Here is a 15,274-nt window from a genome sequence, read left to right as displayed (position 1 = left end):
CCGCCCGGCTTCTCCTCTGCGGGGCAGGTCTCCGAGGCGTTTCCGCCCGGATGGAACGGGGTTGGTCAACCGTTCCATCCGAGCGAGGTGAGTGGGAGAAAAACGGGTTCCGGGCGTGGAGCCGGCAATCCGGTGAAGGTGCGGATTGTTGGCGAAACAAACGGAATCCGTATCAGTGGTGTTCCGATCTGTTAACGAAACAAACGCCAGTCCGTATCAGGTCAGTTCGCTGAACACGGCGCGGCTGATCACGAGCTGCTGGATTTCGCTGGTGCCCTCGTAGATCTCCGTGACCTTGGCGTCGCGGTAGAGGCGCTCGACCGGGTACTCTCGGCTGTAGCCGTTGCCACCGAAGATCTGGATGGCGTCGCGGGTGGCGTCCACGGCCGCCTCGCTGGCCAGGAGTTTGGCGATGCTGGCCTCCTTGCCGTACGGCTGGCCCTGGTCCTTGAGCCACGCGGCCTTCAGGGCGACCAGGCGGGTGCTCTCGATGCGGGCGGCCATGCGGGCGACCTTGAAGGACACGCCCTCGAATTCGCGGAGTTTCTTGCCGAACTGCTCGCGTTCGCTGGCGTAGCGGGTGGCGTGTTCCAGGGCGGCGCGGGCGATGCCGAGGGCCTGCATGGCGATGCCGATGCGCCCGGCGTCCAGGCTGGCCAGGGCGATGATCAGGCCCTGGCCTTCCTCGCCGACCATGTTCGCCTGCGGCACGCGGACGTCCTCGAAGGTGACGGTGGTGGTGTGGCTGGCGTGCAGGCCGAGTTTCTCCTCGGGGCGGCCGCAGCTCAGGCCCGGCGTGGCGGCGGGCACGATGAAGCAGCTGACGCCGCGCGCCCCGGGTCCGCCCGTGCGGGCCATGACGAGGTACGTGTCGGCCTGTCCGCCGCTGGTGATCCAGGCCTTGGTGCCGTTCAGGACCCAGTGGTCGCCGTCGCGGGTGGCTTTCAGGGTGAGGCTGGCGGCGTCACTGCCGGCCTGCGCCTCGGTGAGGCAGAACGCGCCGATGTGTTCGCCGCTGGCGAGGGGCCGCAGGAACGTGGCCTTCTGGTCGTCGGTGCCGTAGCGCAGGATCATCTGTTCGGGCAGGCCGTTCTGCACGCTGACGATCACGGCGACGCTGGCGTCGGCGGCGGCGATCTCCTCGAGGCACAGGGCGTACGTGACCGAGTCGAGACCCGCGCCGCCCCACTGTTCGGGGACGGTGGCGCCCATCAGGCCCAGTTCGGCCAGGCCGCGCAGCTGCGCGCGGGGGTACTCGCCGCTGCGGTCGAAGGCGGCGGCGTGGGGGGCGATCTCGGCGCGGGCGTACTCGCGGACGTGCTGCACGATCATGCGCTGCTCGTCGCTGAGGGCGAAGGAGAGGCCGGTGGCGGGGTCGGCGGTGGCGGTCATGGACTCAGGCTACCAAACGGTTGTTAGGCGGGCGTCCTGCGTGGCGGACCGGCCCCCCGGGCAGGTCAGGCCGAGACGGCCTGCGCCAGCGCTTCCTCGATGCCGCGCCCGCGCCAGCCGGTCTCGACGTTCGCGACCTCTCCCCCGTCCCAGCGCAGGTGCGCGCCGATCACGCTGCCACCGGCAATCGCGAGCGCCGCGCCGCTCAGGGCGCCGTGCGGCGCGTCCGGGCACAGGCGCTCGGCGGCGGCGCGCAGGGCCGGGGCCAGGGGCAGGAGGGGGCGGGTCACTCTCACGCGGGCAGGCAGGTTCACGGGCGCAGCATAGCGTCCCGCCCCGGCCCTGGGCGCCGCCCGGTCCTGCCGGATGTGAAAATCCTCACGGCGCGTGGCGCAGGCATCACTAGAATGCGCCGGATGACCGCCCCGTCACGATCCCCCGTTCCCCGCCGGGCCGCGCGGCCACGCCCGGACCCCTGCGGAGGACGACCTTGAGAGTCCTTGGCTGGCTGCTGAGCCTGCTGCTGTTTGCCGTGACGCTGGGCCTGGCGCTGCTGTCGCTGGGCACGTTTGCCTCACTGGCGGGCAGCGGCCCGCTGTGGCTGCGGTCCCTGGGAGGCCTGGAGAGCACCCTGGCCGGGGTGACCGGTCTCCGGAGTTTGAGTGGCGTGGGGCAGGCGCTGTCCCTGATGGTCCTCACGAGTCTGTGCGCGGCGCTCGCCACCTTCCTGAAACCACGCGCCTGAACGCCGCGCGCATGAGGAATGGTTTAAGCGCGCCTCATGCACCGTGCTACGATTGGGACGTTTTGACCGGAGGGTGAGTGTGAGGCTGTCAGAAGACATTGGAATTGACCTTGGAACGGCGACGTTCCTGATTTACAGCAAGAGCCGCGGCCTGGTACTCCAGGAACCCAGCGTGATCGCCATGGCCCGCGACAGCAAACAGGTGAAGGCGGTCGGCGAGGAAGCCTACCGCATGATCGGGCGCACCCCCGGCGGGATCGTCGCGGTGCGGCCCATCAAGGACGGCGTGATCGCCGACGAGGGCCTGACCGAGAAGATGATCACCATGTTCCTGCAGAAGGTGCAGGGCAGCGCGGGTCGCCTGTTCGGCTTCAAACCGCAGCTGATGGTGGGCGTGCCCAGCAACGTCAGCGACGTGGAAAAACGCGCCGTGCTGCGCGCCGCGCTGAACAGCAACGCCAAGCGCGCCTTCCTGATCGAGGAACCGCTGGCCGCCGCGATCGGGGCCGGCCTGAAGATCGCCGAACCCATCGGGTCGATGGTCGTGGACATCGGCGGGGGCAGCACGGACGTGGCCGTGATCTCGCTGGGCGGCATCGTCGTCAGCGAGAGCATGCGCGTGGCTGGCAACGAATTCGACGAGAGCATCATCCGGTACGTGCGGCGCAAGCACAACGTGCTGATCGGTGAACGCACCGCCGAGGAGATCAAGGTGAAGGTCGGGGCGGCCATGCTGCTCGACGACGCCGAGAACCTGACCGCCGAGGTGCGCGGCCGTGACCTCGTGAACGGCCTGCCCAAGACCATCAGCCTGGACAGCACCGACGTGGTCGAGGCCCTCTCGGAGCCCGTCACGAAGATCGTGGACGGCGTCAAGCGCGTGCTGGAAATCACCCCGCCAGAACTGGTGAGCGACATCATCGACCGGGGCATCGTGATGACCGGCGGCGGGTCGCTGCTGCGCAACTTCGACGAACTGCTGCGCCAGACGACCGGCATTCCGGTCGCGGTGGCCGAGAACGCCGTCGAGGCCGTCGCGGTCGGCACCGGCATGGCGCTCGAAATGATCCCGGTGCTGGGCGACTCGCTGGTGTCCAGCGACAACTACCTGCGCCGCTGACACATTCGGGACGCCCGGCGCGTGGCGCTTTTCCGGGAATGGATGGGAGACGGCAAAGCCTCTCCCATCCTCTTTCCTTCCTGCCTTTCCCCCTCAAGGAGACCCCCATGGACCCCATCCTGATCCAGGACGTTCTGAAGACCCTGCCGCACCGCTTTCCGTTCGTGATGGTGGACCGCGTGCTGTCCATCGAAGGCGGCGCGGTGCACGCCATCAAGAACGTGACCGTCAACGAACCGTTCTTCCCCGGTCACTTTCCTCAGGAACCCGTGATGCCCGGCGTGCTGATCACCGAGGCGCTGGCGCAGGCCAGCATGTTCTGCCTGCACGGGCAGCTGGAACCCGGCACGGTCGGGTACCTCGCCGGGATCGAGGGCGCGCGCTTCAGGCGCAAGGTGATTCCCGGCGATCAGCTGCACCTGCACGCGAAACTGGAGTTCCTGCGCCGGGGCCTGGGCAAGACCACCTGCCGCGCCGAGGTGGACGGCGTGGTGGTGGCCGAGGCGACCATCCTGTTCGCGGTCGCGCAGGGGTGAGCGTGGCGCGCGCGCCTCAGGGGAGCGCGGCGTGACGCGCCTGACCCGCTACGTGACGGCGGAACTGCTGCCGCCGCTGCTGGCCGGCACGCTGCTGTTCACGGCGGTCCTGAGCTTCGGGTACTTCTTCATCTCCAGTCAGTGGCTCAGTGGGGTGCCGGTGGGCCTGATCGCCCGCTGGATCGGGTACCAGATGCCGGACACGCTGGTGAAGGTCTTCCCGATGGCGGTGGTGCTGATGACGGTCGTGGCGTTCGGCCGCATGAGCACCGAGCGGGAACTCGTGGCGGTGCAGGGCGGCGGGATCAGCCTGGGCCGCGTGGCGCGTCCGGCGGCGGCCCTGGCGCTGCTCGTCACGGCGCTGTCGGTGTGGCTGAGCCTGTGGGTGGCGCCGCGCGCGAACGTGGAGACGCGCGGCCTGTACTGGGACGCCCTGACCGGCGCGGGCCTGTCGCAGCTGGTCGGCAAGACCGTGGACCTGGGCAACAACCTGACGCTCTCCATGGGCGGCTACGACGCCGCGAAAAGGGAATTGCGGGACGTGCGCGTGCAGAAGTGGCAGCCGGGCCCGGCGGGGCGCGGAACGGTCATCCTGGCCGAGCGCGGCACCTTCGAGAACAACCGCCTGAGCCTCAGCGGGTACTCGACGTTCGTGGTGAATTACGGCGCGGTCGCCGCCCTGACCCGCGTGCCCGAGAATGACCCGGCCGCCTTCCGCGCGGCGGTGCAGGACGTGTTCCCCAGCGTGGTCGTGCCCGAGAAGAGCACGGACACCCTGAACGTGGATACCGGCCTGAGCCGCAAGCAGACGCTCGCGCAGTACGCCGACGCGATCGGCGCGGACGCCGAGGGCTGGCCCGAACTGATCACCAAGCTGACCGCGCCGGGCGTGAGCGCCGCCGACCGCGCCGGGGCCCGCGTGAACCTGAACCGCAAGCTGGCGCTGCCGTTCGCGAACCTGGTGCTGGTCCTGGCGGCCCTGCCGTTCGCGCTGCGCTTCGGGCGGACGCTGGGCGTCAGTCTGGGCGTCGCGCTGATGATCGCCGTGGCGTACTACCTGCTGTTCTTCGTGGGCCTGACCGTGGCGGGCCTGATCCCGGCCTTCCCCGAGGCGGGCGTGTGGCTGGCGAACGTGCTGTTCGCCGGGGCGGGCCTGTGGCAGCTGAGGCGCACTTGAACGCACCCACCCCGCCGCCCGTCCCCCCGGCCGGGCCGGTCCTGCGGACGCTGATCATGTCCACCGGTTTCGGGCGCGGGCACCATCAGGCGAACCGGGCGCTGGACACGGCGCTGCGGGCGCGCGGCGTGAACCTGCACGCCCGGCACGCGGATTTCCTGACGTACCTGAACCCGGTCGAGCGGACCGTCACGGCCGGCACGTACGACCTGTGGCTGCGGTACGCGCCGGGCATCTACCGGGCGTTCTACAACTGGACGGACCGCGAGAGCGAACCGCGCGCCGTGGTGGGCACCTTTCACCACATGGGGCTGCGCGGCACCCTGCGCGACGTGCGCGCCGTGAACCCCGAGGCGGTCGTGAGTTCCTACCCGATTCCGGTGGCGGCGGCGGCGGCGGCCCGGACGCGCCTGCGGCTGGACTTCCTGAACGCCCTGATCGTCACGGACTACCGCGTGCATCACCACTGGGCGCGGCCCGAGGCGGACCTGCTGATGGTCGCGACGCCCGAGGCGGCCGGACAGATGGCCGACTGGAAGATCCCGCCGGAGCGGGTGGTCGTGACCGGCATTCCCATCGCGCCGGTGTTCCGCACCCTGATCGGCGCGGACCGGGCGGCGCTGCGGGAACGCCACGGCCTGCGGCCCGACCAGCCGGTGATCCTGATCTCGGGCGGCGGGACCGGCACGTTCCGGGCGCTGCGTGGCGTCCTGAACGAACTGTCGAACCTGGGGCGGCCCGTGCAGGTCCTCGTGCTGGCCGGCGCGGACGGGCAGGGCGTGGAGCGGGTGGGGGGCGCGACCGTTCACCGGCTGGGCTTCACGACCGACTTTCCGGAACTGCTGGCCGCCTCCGATCTGGTGGTCGGCAAGGCGGGCGGGCTGACGGTGGCCGAGGCGACCACGCTGGGCGTCCCGATGGTCATTCACGAACCCATTCCGGGGCAGGAGGAACACAACGCCGACCTGCTCCAGCGCCACGGCGCGGCGATCTGGGCGCGGCAACTGCGTGAGGTGCGCCCCGCCGTGCTGCGCGCCCTGGATCCCGACACGCACGCCGCCATGAGCGCCGCCGCGCGCCGCCTGGGCATCCCGGACGCCGCCGACCGGGTGGCGCAGGCGGTGCTGGGTCGCCTGGGGCGCGCGTGAAGTCCACCCTGAACCGCGCGGCGCTGGGCGTCGCGGCGGCGGGCCTGCTGGTGATCGGCGGGCCGTTCCTGCTGTGGCAGCGCGCGAACCTGGGCCTGCTGCGCGCCGGGCCGCAGACGCGCCGGGTGGTGGCCCTGACCTTCGACGACGGCCCGGACCCCCGCAGCACCCCGGCGGTGCTGGACGCCCTGGGCGCGGCGGGCGCGCACGCCACGTTCTTCGTGCTGGCCGCGCAGGCGGGGGCGCATCCGCACCTGATCGCGCGGATGCTGCGCGAGGGGCACGAGGTGCAGGCGCACGCCGTGCAGCACCGGCACGCGTGGCTGCGAACCCCCTGGGGCGCGTACCGTGATCCGGGAGACGCGGCCGCACGCATCGGCGCGGTCATCCGGCAGGTGGGCGGCACGCAGCCCGTGACGCTGCACCGCCCGCCGCACGGCGCGTACAGCCTGTTCACGTGGCTGGGTCAGCGGGCCGCCGGGCTGACCGGCGCGCACTGGAGCCTGGAAGGGCAGGACTGGCGGGCCGGGCAGACCCCGGCGGGCCTGCGCGCCCACCTGCGCCGCGCGCTGCAACCGGGCGCGGTCATCGTGCTGCACGACGCGGGGCCCGGCGCGCGCGTCACCGTGCCGGCCCTGCCCGGCGTGCTGGCGGACCTGAAGGCGCGTGGGTACGCCGCGACCAGCCTCGCGCGGCTGGAGGGCCTGCGTGCGGAACGGCCCGCCGACCTCCCGCCCCGCCTGATGGGCGCCCTGGACCGCCTGCTGGACCGCCTCACCCGCACCGAGCCGGCCGGGGGCCTGAGGGACTCGATCCTGCGGGTCTCCCCCACCCGTTTTCCGGGGCCGGACCTGACGCTGCGCGGCCCTGCACCGGGCGGCGGCCTGACCCTGCGCGCGGGCGTCCCGGCGGCCGAGTACCACGCGAACAACGCGCTGATGTCGCAGCTGGGTCCGGTCGGCACGGTGCGGGTGGCCCGGCAGGACTTCCGGCGGGTGGCGGCCGACCTGCAGCGCCGCCCGGAACTGCGCGGGGCGCAGGCCGTGTACTGCCAGTCGGCGGTCACGCCCATCCTGGAGCGGCTGGGGTTCGAGACGCACGACCTGCCGCCCGCCACGGGCCGCCGCCTGCGTGTCTGGGCGAACGTGCTGCGCCGCGCGTACGGCAGCCGCGCGCCGGCGCAGGAACCGAAACTGAGCGTCCTGAGCCGCGAGGACTTCCTGCGGCGGTACGGCGAGGCGCCGCAGTAACGCCGCAGGCACCGGCACGCGCCACCGCAGGCGACGTGATTGCCAGGCCCGCGCTACGCTGGGCGGCGTGAATTACGACGAGTTCGCCGACCTGTACGACCACCAGTACGACGTGTACCGCGACGACCTGCACTTCTACGGCGGGGTGGGGGAACGCGCGGGCGGCCCGGTGCTGGAAGTCGGGGCGGGCACCGGGCGGGTCACGTCGTTCCTGGCGCGGCGCGGCGTGACCGTCACGGGTCTGGAACCCAGCGCCCGCATGATCGAACGCGCCCGGGAACGCGCCGCGAAGGACGGCCTGACCATGCGCTTCGTGCAGGGCGACGTGCGGACCTTCCGCCTGGATGAACGCTTCGAGACGGTGATCGCGCCGTTCAACGCGCTGATGCACCTGTACACCCCGAACGAGCAGTTGCAGGGCCTGGAGAACATCCACGCGCACCTGAAGACCGGCGGCAGTTTCGTGTTCGACCTGTACGTGCCGCGCTTCGGGAAGGCGAACACCGTGCGGCACGAGGGCGAGACCTTCCACGCACCGGACGGAAGCCGCACCGACGTGTTCCTGGTCCAGCGGCACGACCGGCCCCGGCAGCACATCACGACCGAGTACCACGTGGACACCACGCACGCGGACGGCACCCTGAAACGCCGCCACTACACCCTGACGCAGCGCTACTACACCCGGTACGAGGTCGAGTGGCTGCTGCGCTTCGCGGGCTTCGAGAGTCCGCGCGTGACCGGCTCGTTCCAGGGCGGCCCGCTGGAGGCCGGCAGCGACGTGATGGTGTTCAGCACGCGGGCGCTGTAACCGCCCGGCCGGGCAGACCGCCCCTCACCACACGGCGATGTGACCGTCGGTGCGGCTCTCGGTGCCGCCCTCCAGCACGCCGGTCGCGGGGTCGCGGCGGATCATCTGGCCGCGCCCGAAGGAGCCGGGGTCGGTCTGCAGCGTGACCGAGTGGCCCAGGCGGATCAGTTCGCGGGTCAGGTCGGCGCCCAGGCTGGCCTCGACCTCGATGCGGGTGCCGTCCAGCCACTGCCAGCGCGGCGCGTCGAGCGCCTGCTGGGGATTCATGCCGTGCGTGACGGTGTTCAGCACGACCTGCAGGTGACCCTGCGGCTGCATGAAACCGCCCATCACGCCGAAGGGGCCGACCGGGGTGCCGTCCGTGCGGCCCAGGAAGCCGGGGATGATGGTGTGGTACGGGCGTTTGCCGGGCGCCAGGGCGTTCGGGTGGGCGGGGTCCGTGTGGAAGTTGTGCCCGCGGTTGTGCAGCGCGACGCCGGTGCCGGGCACGACCACGCCGCTGCCGAAGCCCATGTAGTTGCTCTGGATCAGGCTGACCATCTGCCCCCCGTCGTCGGCGGCCGCGAGGTACACGGTGCCGCCGGTGCTGGGCGCGCGGGTCTGCGGGTCGTGGGCGCGTTCGCCCAGGCGAGCGCGGTGCGCCTGCGCGTTCGCCTCGGACAGCAGGTGGGTCACGTCCACCGGGGTGTGGCGCGGGTCCGCGACGAAGGCGTGCGCGTCGTGGAAGCCGCGTTTCATGGCCTCGATCTGGAGGTGCAGGCCGAGCGGGTCGTCGCGGCGTTCCGGGAGCGGCTGGCCGCGCAGGACGTTCAGGGCGATCAGCGCGGCGACGCCCTGCCCGTTCGGGGGGATCTCGTACACGCGGTGGCCGGCGTGGTCGGTGTGGATGGGCGTGACCCACTCGCTGCGGTGCGCGGCCAGATCGTCGGCGCGCAGCAGCCCCCCGCCGGCCCGCGCGTGCGCGTCGATGCGTGCGGCGAGGTCACCTTCGTAGAACGAGCGGCCCTGCGTGGCGGCGATGTCGCGCAGGGTGCGGGCGTGCCCCTCGCTGCGCCACAGGGCGCCGGGGCGGGGCGTGAAGCCGTCCGGGGCGAAGGTGCGGAACCATTCGTCCATCTCCGGCAGGTTCAGGCGGCGGTAGATCTGAGTGGCCCGCGCCCAGTTCGCCGCGAGGACCGGCGAGAGCGGGTAGCCCTCCGCGGCGTAGGCGATGGCCGGCGCGAGCACCTGCGCGAAGTCCAACCGTCCGAAGCGGGCGTGCAGGTCGGCCCAGCCGCGCACCGCGCCGGGCACCGTGACGGGCGTCCAGCCGTGGCGGGGCATCTCGCCCGCGTGCCGCCCGTGCAGGGCGTCCAGGCTCAGGGCGGCGGGCGCGGCGCCGCTGGCGTTCAGGCCGTGCAGCTCTCCGCCGGCCCATACCAGCGCGAACAGGTCCCCGCCGATGCCGTTGCTGGTGGGTTCCACGACCGTCAGGGCGGCGGCGGTCGCGATGGCGGCGTCCACGGCGTTCCCACCCTCCTGAAGGACGCGCAGTCCGGCCTGCGCGGCGAGCGGCTGACTGGTGGCCACCATGCCGCGCCGGGCGTACACGGGGCGGCGCACGGTGGGGAAATCGGGGTTGTATGTCACGGCCCGCAGGCTAACGCATCCGGGGGCGCCGCGCTGGAGACTGCCGGGGAAACTACCGGGGAGGTTACCGGGACTGCGCGAGGAACAGGCGGCCCACGCCCTGGATGAACGCCTCGCGCCGCTCGAGTTCCTGCGGGGTGTAGCGGGCACGCAACGCGCGGTCCTTGAAGGCCGCCACGCTCTCCCCTTCCGGCACGGCCCAGGTCTCCAGGGGGGTGCAGGCGATCCCCTGATCCTGCCCCCACTCCCACGCGGCGTTCACGGGCAGGCCGGCGGCGGCGGCCGCGAGCGGCCAGGTGGCGTCCACGGTCATGTCGCCCTGCGGGGCGTGCACCACGAGGTAGGTGTGGACGTCCACGACGGCCTGCCCGCCGCTCAGGGCCAGCAGTTCGGCCGGGGCGCCTGCGGGCGGGCGGATCTCCTGCGTGCAGGCCATGACGGTGCTGCGCAGGCCCGCCTCGGCCAGCAGCGCGGCCAGCAGTTCGTGTTTGGTCGAGCAGGTGCCGCGCCACCCGGCGATGATCCCGGCCGGTTCGTGCGTGTCGGCGCGGGCGTACGGCATGTCCCGCACGAGCGCGAACAGTTCCGGCACGTCCGGTAGGGTGTCGCCTCCTCGCAGGCCCCGTCTGGCTGCCGCCGCGTGCAGCGCGCGGGTCAGGGGCCGGTCGGGGGCAGTGGGGGGGCGCTCGGTCATGCCCCCAGCATAGGGCGCGGCCCGCCGTCCAGTCTGGACAGGCGGGCCGCGCGGGGGTGAGCAGGCGGGGCAGAGCTCTCATACGGACTCGGATCGAAGGATCTTTGCAGCCCCTTCAATCCGAGTCCGTATCAGCTGGCGCTGGACTTGCGGGCGCGGGTGGTGCGCGCCGGCGCGGCGGGGGTCGGGGCGGGGGCGTCGGGCGTGGGGGCGGCCATGCCCGGCACCACGCCGGCAAGGTCGGCGGCCGTGATCGGGCGTTCCTGCGCGCCGATGCCGGTCGCGGCGAGCGCCCCGGCGGCGTTGGCGGCGCGGGCGGCGCCGGCCATGCTCGCGCCGCCCAGGATGGCGTGCGCGAAGGCGGCGGTGAAGGTGTCGCCCGCGCCGGTCGAGTCGATGACCTTGCCCTCGGGACGCACGGCGTCGACGAGTTCGGTCTCGGTGGGCGTCCAGGTGATCGAGCCCATCTTGCCGACCTTCACGACGACCTGCTGCGCGCCGGCCTCGCCGAGCTGCGCCAGGGCGGCGCTGATGGAACTCGTGCCGGTGAGGGCCTGCAGTTCGTGCTGGTTGAGCATCAGGTAGTCGGCGCCCAGCACGTCGGCTTTCAGGCTGGTGCCGGCCTTGTTCACGGCGCCGGTGCCGAGGTCGATGAAGACCGGCACGCGGGTCTTGGCGCCGCGGGCGGCCTCGATGGCCTTCAGGGCGTACTCGCGCTGGGGGCCCTCGATCATGGCGTAGGCGTTGATGATCAGCGCGTCGGCCGACTCGATGTCCTTGGCCTTCAGCTTGGCCGGGTCGAGCTGGCGGTTGGCGGCGCCGTCGCTGATCATGGCGCGTTCGCCCGCGCCGGTCTGCATGACCGTGATGGTGCTGGTCAGGCGTTCCGGGTCGCGCTGGATGGCGCTCTCGCTGACGCCGCTCTCGCGCACGCGGCTCAGGGCGTACTCGGCGAAGGGATCGTCCCCGACGCGGGCGGCCAGGGTCACGCTGTGGCCCAGGCGGGCCAGGGTGACGCTGATGGTGCCGCCGGCCCCGCCGGGTTTCATGCTGGCCTGTTTCGGCGTGACTTCCTCGCCCGGGACGGGCAGGCGGTCAAGGTGGTAGAGGTGGTCAACGGTCACGTCGCCGATAACGTAGAACTTCACGGGGGTACCTCCAGGGCGTACGGGCGGCCCTTGTCAGTGGACATTCGGGTGGGGCTTGGGGGTGCGGAAACGCTGCGCTTACCGTATCACGCCGAGTTTCACAGCCATGTCACGCAGGTCACCCAGCGCGACGTCCTCGGCGCGCACGTCGGGGCGGATGTTCAGGGCGGCGAGCGCGGCGTCGATGGCCCCGCCGTCGTGGCCGATCATGCGCAGGTTGTTGCGCAGCGTCTTGCGGCGGTGGTGCAGGGCCGCCTCGATGAACTTCAGGAATTCGGGTTCCGGGGCGGGGCGGGTGCGGTCGAAGTCCAGGCGGATGACGCTGCTGGTGACGTCCGGGGCGGGCAGGAACGCGCCCTTGGGCACGTCACGCACGTGCCGGACGCTGCCGTACAGCGCGGCGATGGCGCTCAGGAAGCCGTAGTTGTCGGTGCCGGGTTTCGCGGCGAGGCGCTGCCCGACCTCCTTCTGCACCAGCACGGTTGCGGACACGATGCCCGGGGCGCGCATGAAGCGTGAGAGCAGCAGGCCCGTGATGTAGTACGGCAGGTTGGCGATCACGCGCGTGCCGGCCGGCAGGCCAGCGTAATCGAAGTCCAGGGCGTCGCCCCAGATGATCTGCACGTCGGTGTCGCCCAGCGTCTCGGCCAGCACGGCGCGCAGCCGCTCGTCCTTTTCCAGGGTGGTGACCTGCGCGCCGCGCGAGTGGATCTCGCGGGTCAGGACGCCCAGGCCGGGGCCGATTTCCAGGACGGGCACGCCGGGCGCGGCCCCGCCGGCCTCGGCGATGGCGCGCAGGATGTTCCCGTCGATCAGGAAGTTCTGCCCGAGGCTCTTGGTGGGTTTCAGGCCGTGGCGGGTCAGGAGTTCGCGCACGCGGGCCGGTGAGTACAGCGGGGCGGTGGGCGTGCCGGCGTGGGGGTGGGGGGCTGGGTCGTTCAAGGTTACTCCGGTGGGGGCTGCCGGCGCCGGCGGCGGGGTGCGTGGCGCAAGCCGCGTCCGGCGGGTCGTCGCGGGGGGCGGTGACGGCTGGGGCGGGGCCGGTCCTGCGCGGGGCAGGGGCGGGCGTCTGGGAGGGGGCCGGCGGGGGGGGCTGAACCCCGCGTTCCCGGCCCGCGCGCCCGCACGGAGCGGGGCACGCGGGCCGGAGACGGGGTCTGCAACGCGTCAGTATACTCGTCGGGTGAGTGTTTCGTCCCGTCCGAGTGTCACCCGCCTGCGTGAACGGCCCCTGCCTGCACGCTCCCGCGCCGGGAGTGCCGCGTGAGCGGCCCGGCGGTGCCCACCGACCGGCCGGTCTCGCTCGTGGAACTGATCGGGGCGGGTGACTGGTCGCGGGCGCGCGGCGCGGCACGCGCCCAGGGCGCGCCGCTGGACCTGGAGGAGGCGCTGGACGCCGCGCTGGCCTTCCGGGACGAGTTGCGGGCGCGGCGCTACCCGGCGGTGCGGCGCGCCCTGGCCGACCTGACGAGGCTGCTGCCGCTGCTGACCGGCGAGGAGGGCGTGGCCCTGCGGGCGGCGCTGGACGCGCCGGCGCTGTCGGTGGCGGTGGAGGCGCTTGAACGCTCCCAGAAGATCACGGAACCGGACGCCATGGCCGCCGCGCTGGCCGGCGCGCTGGCCCTGCCGGCCACCCGCGCCGAGGCGCTGAACCAGCAGGGCGTGCTGCTGGCGGTGCTGGGCGAACCGGACCGGGCGCGGGAGGTGCTGGAAGCGGCGCTGCAGGCCGATCCCGGTCATTACCGCGCCCTGACGAACCTGGGCAACCTGGACATGGAGGCCGGACGGTACGCGCAGGCCGAGGCGATCTACCGGCGGGTGCTGATCCTGAACCCCGAGTACGACGGCGGGCATCACAACCTGGGTGTGGCGTTGCGGCGTCAGGGCCGGGTGGCCGAGGGGGTCCGCTCCATCCGGCAGGGTCAGCGGCTGAGCATGAAACGCTCAAAGACCGACACGGAGGCCGAGATGAAAGAGCAGTTCGCGCGGAGTCCGGCGATGCGGAACCTGCGCTGGGTGCTGCTGGCGGTGGCCGCGCTGATCGTGTTCCTGGCCGTGCGCGGCGTCGGCTGAGATGCCCTGGGTCCTGAACGGCGAGGGTGCGCGGGCAGTCGACGCGCGGCTGGACGGGGCGGGACTGCTGGACCTGGCGATGGAAGAAGCCGGGCGGGCCGTGGCGGACGCCGCGCAGGCCCTGGCGCCGCGGGGGGTGGCGCTGCTGCTGGCGGGCGGCGGCGCGAACGGCGGGGACGCCTTCGTGGCGGCCCGGCACCTGCGGGCGCTGGGGCGCGAGGCGCTGGTGCTGGCCCTGCCGTCCCGGCATCCGCTGACGCGCCTGAACCGGCGGCGCTGGCGGGCGGTGGGCGGCGTGACCCGGCCCCTGAGTGCCGGCGCCCTGTCTCACCGCGCGCCGGGGGCGGGCGTGGTCGTGGACGGCCTGCTGGGCACCGGATTCCGGCCGCCGCTGCGACCCGCGCTGGGCGGGGTGATCGCGGCGCTGGCGGCGGTGCGCTCGCGCGGTACGCCGGTCGTGGCGATCGACCTGCCCAGCGGACTGGTCGAGGGTTCGGCGTGGGTGCCGGACGGCCCGGACGGCCTGCCGGGCACGGCCGGGGCGGACCTGACCGTGACGTTCATGGGCCTGAAGGCCGCGCTGCTGTTCGGGGCGGCGGCCGGGCACTCGGGGCGGGTGCAGCTGGTGCCGCTGCGGGTGCCTGGCGACTGGGTGCAGGCGCAGGCCGTCGCGGAGCAGCCGACCGACGCGCAGGTGGCTGCGCTGCTGCCGGCGCGGCGCGCGGACGCGCACAAGGGCGTGGCGGGCCGCGTGTGGATCGTGGGCGGGCATCCCGGCACGGTGGGCGCGGCGGGCATGGCGGGCGTGGGGGCGCTGCGGGCCGGGGCGGGTCTGGTCACGGTGCACTCGGCGGCGGAGGTGCCGCTGCTGATGCCGGAACTGATGGTTCACCGGCACGCGGACCTGGGCGCGGCGCTGTCTGGCACGCCAGCGTCGGGGCGGCCGGACGCCGTGGCGGTCGGCATGGGCCTGGGGCCGGACGCCGCCGCGCTGGCCCGCGGGCTGCTGCGCTGGCAGATCCCGACGGTGCTGGACGCCGACGCCCTGCAGCCTGAACTGGCCGGGTGCGGGCACGACGCCTGCATCTGGACGCCGCATCCCGGCGAGGCCGCGCGGCTGCTGGGCACCAGCGCCCGGGACGTGACCCGCGATCCGCTGGGGGCTGCCGGCGCCCTGCAGGAGCGGCTGGGTGGCGTGGTGGTCCTGAAGGGCGGTCCGAGCGTCGTGGCGCACGCGGGGGGGCTCAGCGTGTCGCGCGGCGGGCATCCGGGCATGGCCAGCGGCGGCATGGGCGACACCCTGTCGGGCGTGCTGGCCGCGCTGCTCGGTCAGGGTCTCGCGGCGCCGGACGCGGCGGTGGCTGGCGTGCGCCTGCACGCCCGGGCGGGTGAGCGGGCCGCCGCACGGCACGGGTACGGCCTGAGTGCCTCGGACACCGCGCTGGAACTCGGTCAGGCCTGGCTGGACCTGCAGGGGGCGCTGTCACCCCCCCCTGATCCCACCCGTCCGGCGTGAATTTTCCCTGACTGTTCGTGTGCCCGGAGGTGATACGG

The 15,274-nt window shown here is 72.9% G+C and carries 15 protein-coding genes; 9 read left to right on the top strand and 6 right to left on the bottom strand.

What is annotated here, in order from left to right; genetic code table 11:
- Positions 1 to 216: 216 nt before the first annotated feature.
- Together ABDZ66_RS14765 and ABDZ66_RS14760 are read right to left on the bottom strand one after the other, a co-directional pair.
- Positions 217 to 1,392 (bottom strand): acyl-CoA dehydrogenase, encoded by a 1,176-nt coding sequence (locus ABDZ66_RS14765; RefSeq protein WP_343760446.1) that lies wholly within the window; start codon positions 1,390 to 1,392, stop codon positions 217 to 219.
- Positions 1,393 to 1,457: 65 nt separating this feature from the next.
- Positions 1,458 to 1,706 carry a hypothetical protein gene (locus tag ABDZ66_RS14760; protein WP_343760444.1) on the bottom strand — a complete coding sequence of 83 codons (249 nt, stop codon included), beginning with the start codon at positions 1,704 to 1,706 and terminating at the stop codon, positions 1,458 to 1,460.
- A gap of 176 nt (positions 1,707 to 1,882) precedes the next feature.
- Here ABDZ66_RS14760 and ABDZ66_RS14755 point away from each other — a divergent pair, with 176 nt between their 5' ends.
- From ABDZ66_RS14755 to ABDZ66_RS14725, 7 genes are all read left to right on the top strand, one after another.
- On the top strand, positions 1,883 to 2,137 hold the full coding sequence (locus tag ABDZ66_RS14755; protein ID WP_343760441.1) for a hypothetical protein: 255 nt from the start codon (positions 1,883 to 1,885) through the stop codon (positions 2,135 to 2,137).
- A 79-nt stretch (positions 2,138 to 2,216) separates the two neighbouring features.
- Positions 2,217 to 3,257 (top strand): rod shape-determining protein, encoded by a 1,041-nt coding sequence (mreB, locus tag ABDZ66_RS14750; RefSeq protein ID WP_343760439.1) that lies wholly within the window; start codon positions 2,217 to 2,219, stop codon positions 3,255 to 3,257.
- A gap of 107 nt (positions 3,258 to 3,364) precedes the next feature.
- Positions 3,365 to 3,793: a 3-hydroxyacyl-ACP dehydratase FabZ gene (fabZ, locus tag ABDZ66_RS14745; protein WP_343760437.1), complete on the top strand. Its 429-nt coding sequence runs from the start codon at positions 3,365 to 3,367 to the stop codon at positions 3,791 to 3,793.
- A gap of 31 nt (positions 3,794 to 3,824) precedes the next feature.
- Positions 3,825 to 4,970, top strand: a complete 1,146-nt coding sequence (locus ABDZ66_RS14740) for an LptF/LptG family permease (RefSeq protein WP_343760435.1) — start codon at positions 3,825 to 3,827, stop codon at positions 4,968 to 4,970.
- Entirely contained in the window at positions 4,967 to 6,118 is a 1,152-nt protein-coding gene (locus ABDZ66_RS14735; protein ID WP_343760433.1) for an MGDG synthase family glycosyltransferase, read from the top strand. Before ABDZ66_RS14740 ends, ABDZ66_RS14735 begins: the two co-directional genes overlap by 4 nt.
- Positions 6,115 to 7,368, top strand: coding sequence for a polysaccharide deacetylase family protein (locus ABDZ66_RS14730; RefSeq protein WP_343760431.1), 1,254 nt, complete (start codon positions 6,115 to 6,117; stop codon positions 7,366 to 7,368). Before ABDZ66_RS14735 ends, ABDZ66_RS14730 begins: the two co-directional genes overlap by 4 nt.
- 67 nt (positions 7,369 to 7,435) lie before the next feature.
- Positions 7,436 to 8,176: a class I SAM-dependent methyltransferase gene (locus ABDZ66_RS14725; RefSeq protein ID WP_343760428.1), complete on the top strand. Its 741-nt coding sequence runs from the start codon at positions 7,436 to 7,438 to the stop codon at positions 8,174 to 8,176.
- 24 nt (positions 8,177 to 8,200) lie between these two features.
- On the opposite strand, the gene ABDZ66_RS14720 is transcribed toward ABDZ66_RS14725, so the two are convergent.
- The 4 genes from ABDZ66_RS14720 to rsmA form a co-directional block, all read right to left on the bottom strand.
- Positions 8,201 to 9,748 carry a gamma-glutamyltransferase family protein gene (locus ABDZ66_RS14720; protein WP_343761054.1) on the bottom strand — a complete coding sequence of 516 codons (1,548 nt, stop codon included), beginning with the start codon at positions 9,746 to 9,748 and terminating at the stop codon, positions 8,201 to 8,203.
- A gap of 121 nt (positions 9,749 to 9,869) precedes the next feature.
- Positions 9,870 to 10,499 carry a hypothetical protein gene (locus tag ABDZ66_RS14715; RefSeq protein WP_343760424.1) on the bottom strand — a complete coding sequence of 210 codons (630 nt, stop codon included), beginning with the start codon at positions 10,497 to 10,499 and terminating at the stop codon, positions 9,870 to 9,872.
- Between the two features lie 131 nt (positions 10,500 to 10,630).
- Positions 10,631 to 11,647, bottom strand: a complete 1,017-nt coding sequence (locus ABDZ66_RS14710; protein ID WP_343760422.1) for a carbohydrate kinase family protein — start codon at positions 11,645 to 11,647, stop codon at positions 10,631 to 10,633.
- Positions 11,648 to 11,725: 78 nt separating this feature from the next.
- Positions 11,726 to 12,589 (bottom strand): 16S rRNA (adenine(1518)-N(6)/adenine(1519)-N(6))-dimethyltransferase RsmA, encoded by an 864-nt coding sequence (rsmA, locus tag ABDZ66_RS14705; protein WP_343760420.1) that lies wholly within the window; start codon positions 12,587 to 12,589, stop codon positions 11,726 to 11,728.
- 321 nt (positions 12,590 to 12,910) lie between these two features.
- Between rsmA and ABDZ66_RS14700 the strand changes: the two genes are divergently transcribed.
- Both ABDZ66_RS14700 and ABDZ66_RS14695 read left to right on the top strand, forming a co-directional pair.
- Positions 12,911 to 13,720 carry a tetratricopeptide repeat protein gene (locus ABDZ66_RS14700; protein WP_343760417.1) on the top strand — a complete coding sequence of 270 codons (810 nt, stop codon included), beginning with the start codon at positions 12,911 to 12,913 and terminating at the stop codon, positions 13,718 to 13,720.
- 1 nt (position 13,721) lies between these two features.
- Positions 13,722 to 15,236, top strand: a complete 1,515-nt coding sequence (locus ABDZ66_RS14695) for an NAD(P)H-hydrate dehydratase (RefSeq protein ID WP_343760415.1) — start codon at positions 13,722 to 13,724, stop codon at positions 15,234 to 15,236.
- Positions 15,237 to 15,274: the final 38 nt, after the last annotated feature.

Origin of the sequence: Deinococcus depolymerans, assembly GCF_039522025.1 — a bacterium.
Classification (GTDB): Bacteria; Deinococcota; Deinococci; order Deinococcales; family Deinococcaceae; genus Deinococcus; species Deinococcus depolymerans.
Note: the sequence above shows the minus strand (reverse complement) of the source record. Positions and strands in the feature narration are given on the sequence as shown.

Coding starts and splice junctions, on each gene's coding strand:
- ABDZ66_RS14715 (WP_343760424.1), bottom strand. CDS start 10,499: ATGACCGAGCGCCCCCCCACTGCCCCCGACCGGCCCCTGACCCGCGCG.
- ABDZ66_RS14720 (WP_343761054.1), bottom strand. CDS start 9,748: ATGGTGGCCACCAGTCAGCCGCTCGCCGCGCAGGCCGGACTGCGCGTC.
- ABDZ66_RS14765 (WP_343760446.1), bottom strand. CDS start 1,392: ATGACCGCCACCGCCGACCCCGCCACCGGCCTCTCCTTCGCCCTCAGC.
- fabZ (WP_343760437.1), top strand. CDS start 3,365: ATGGACCCCATCCTGATCCAGGACGTTCTGAAGACCCTGCCGCACCGC.
- ABDZ66_RS14695 (WP_343760415.1), top strand. CDS start 13,722: ATGCCCTGGGTCCTGAACGGCGAGGGTGCGCGGGCAGTCGACGCGCGG.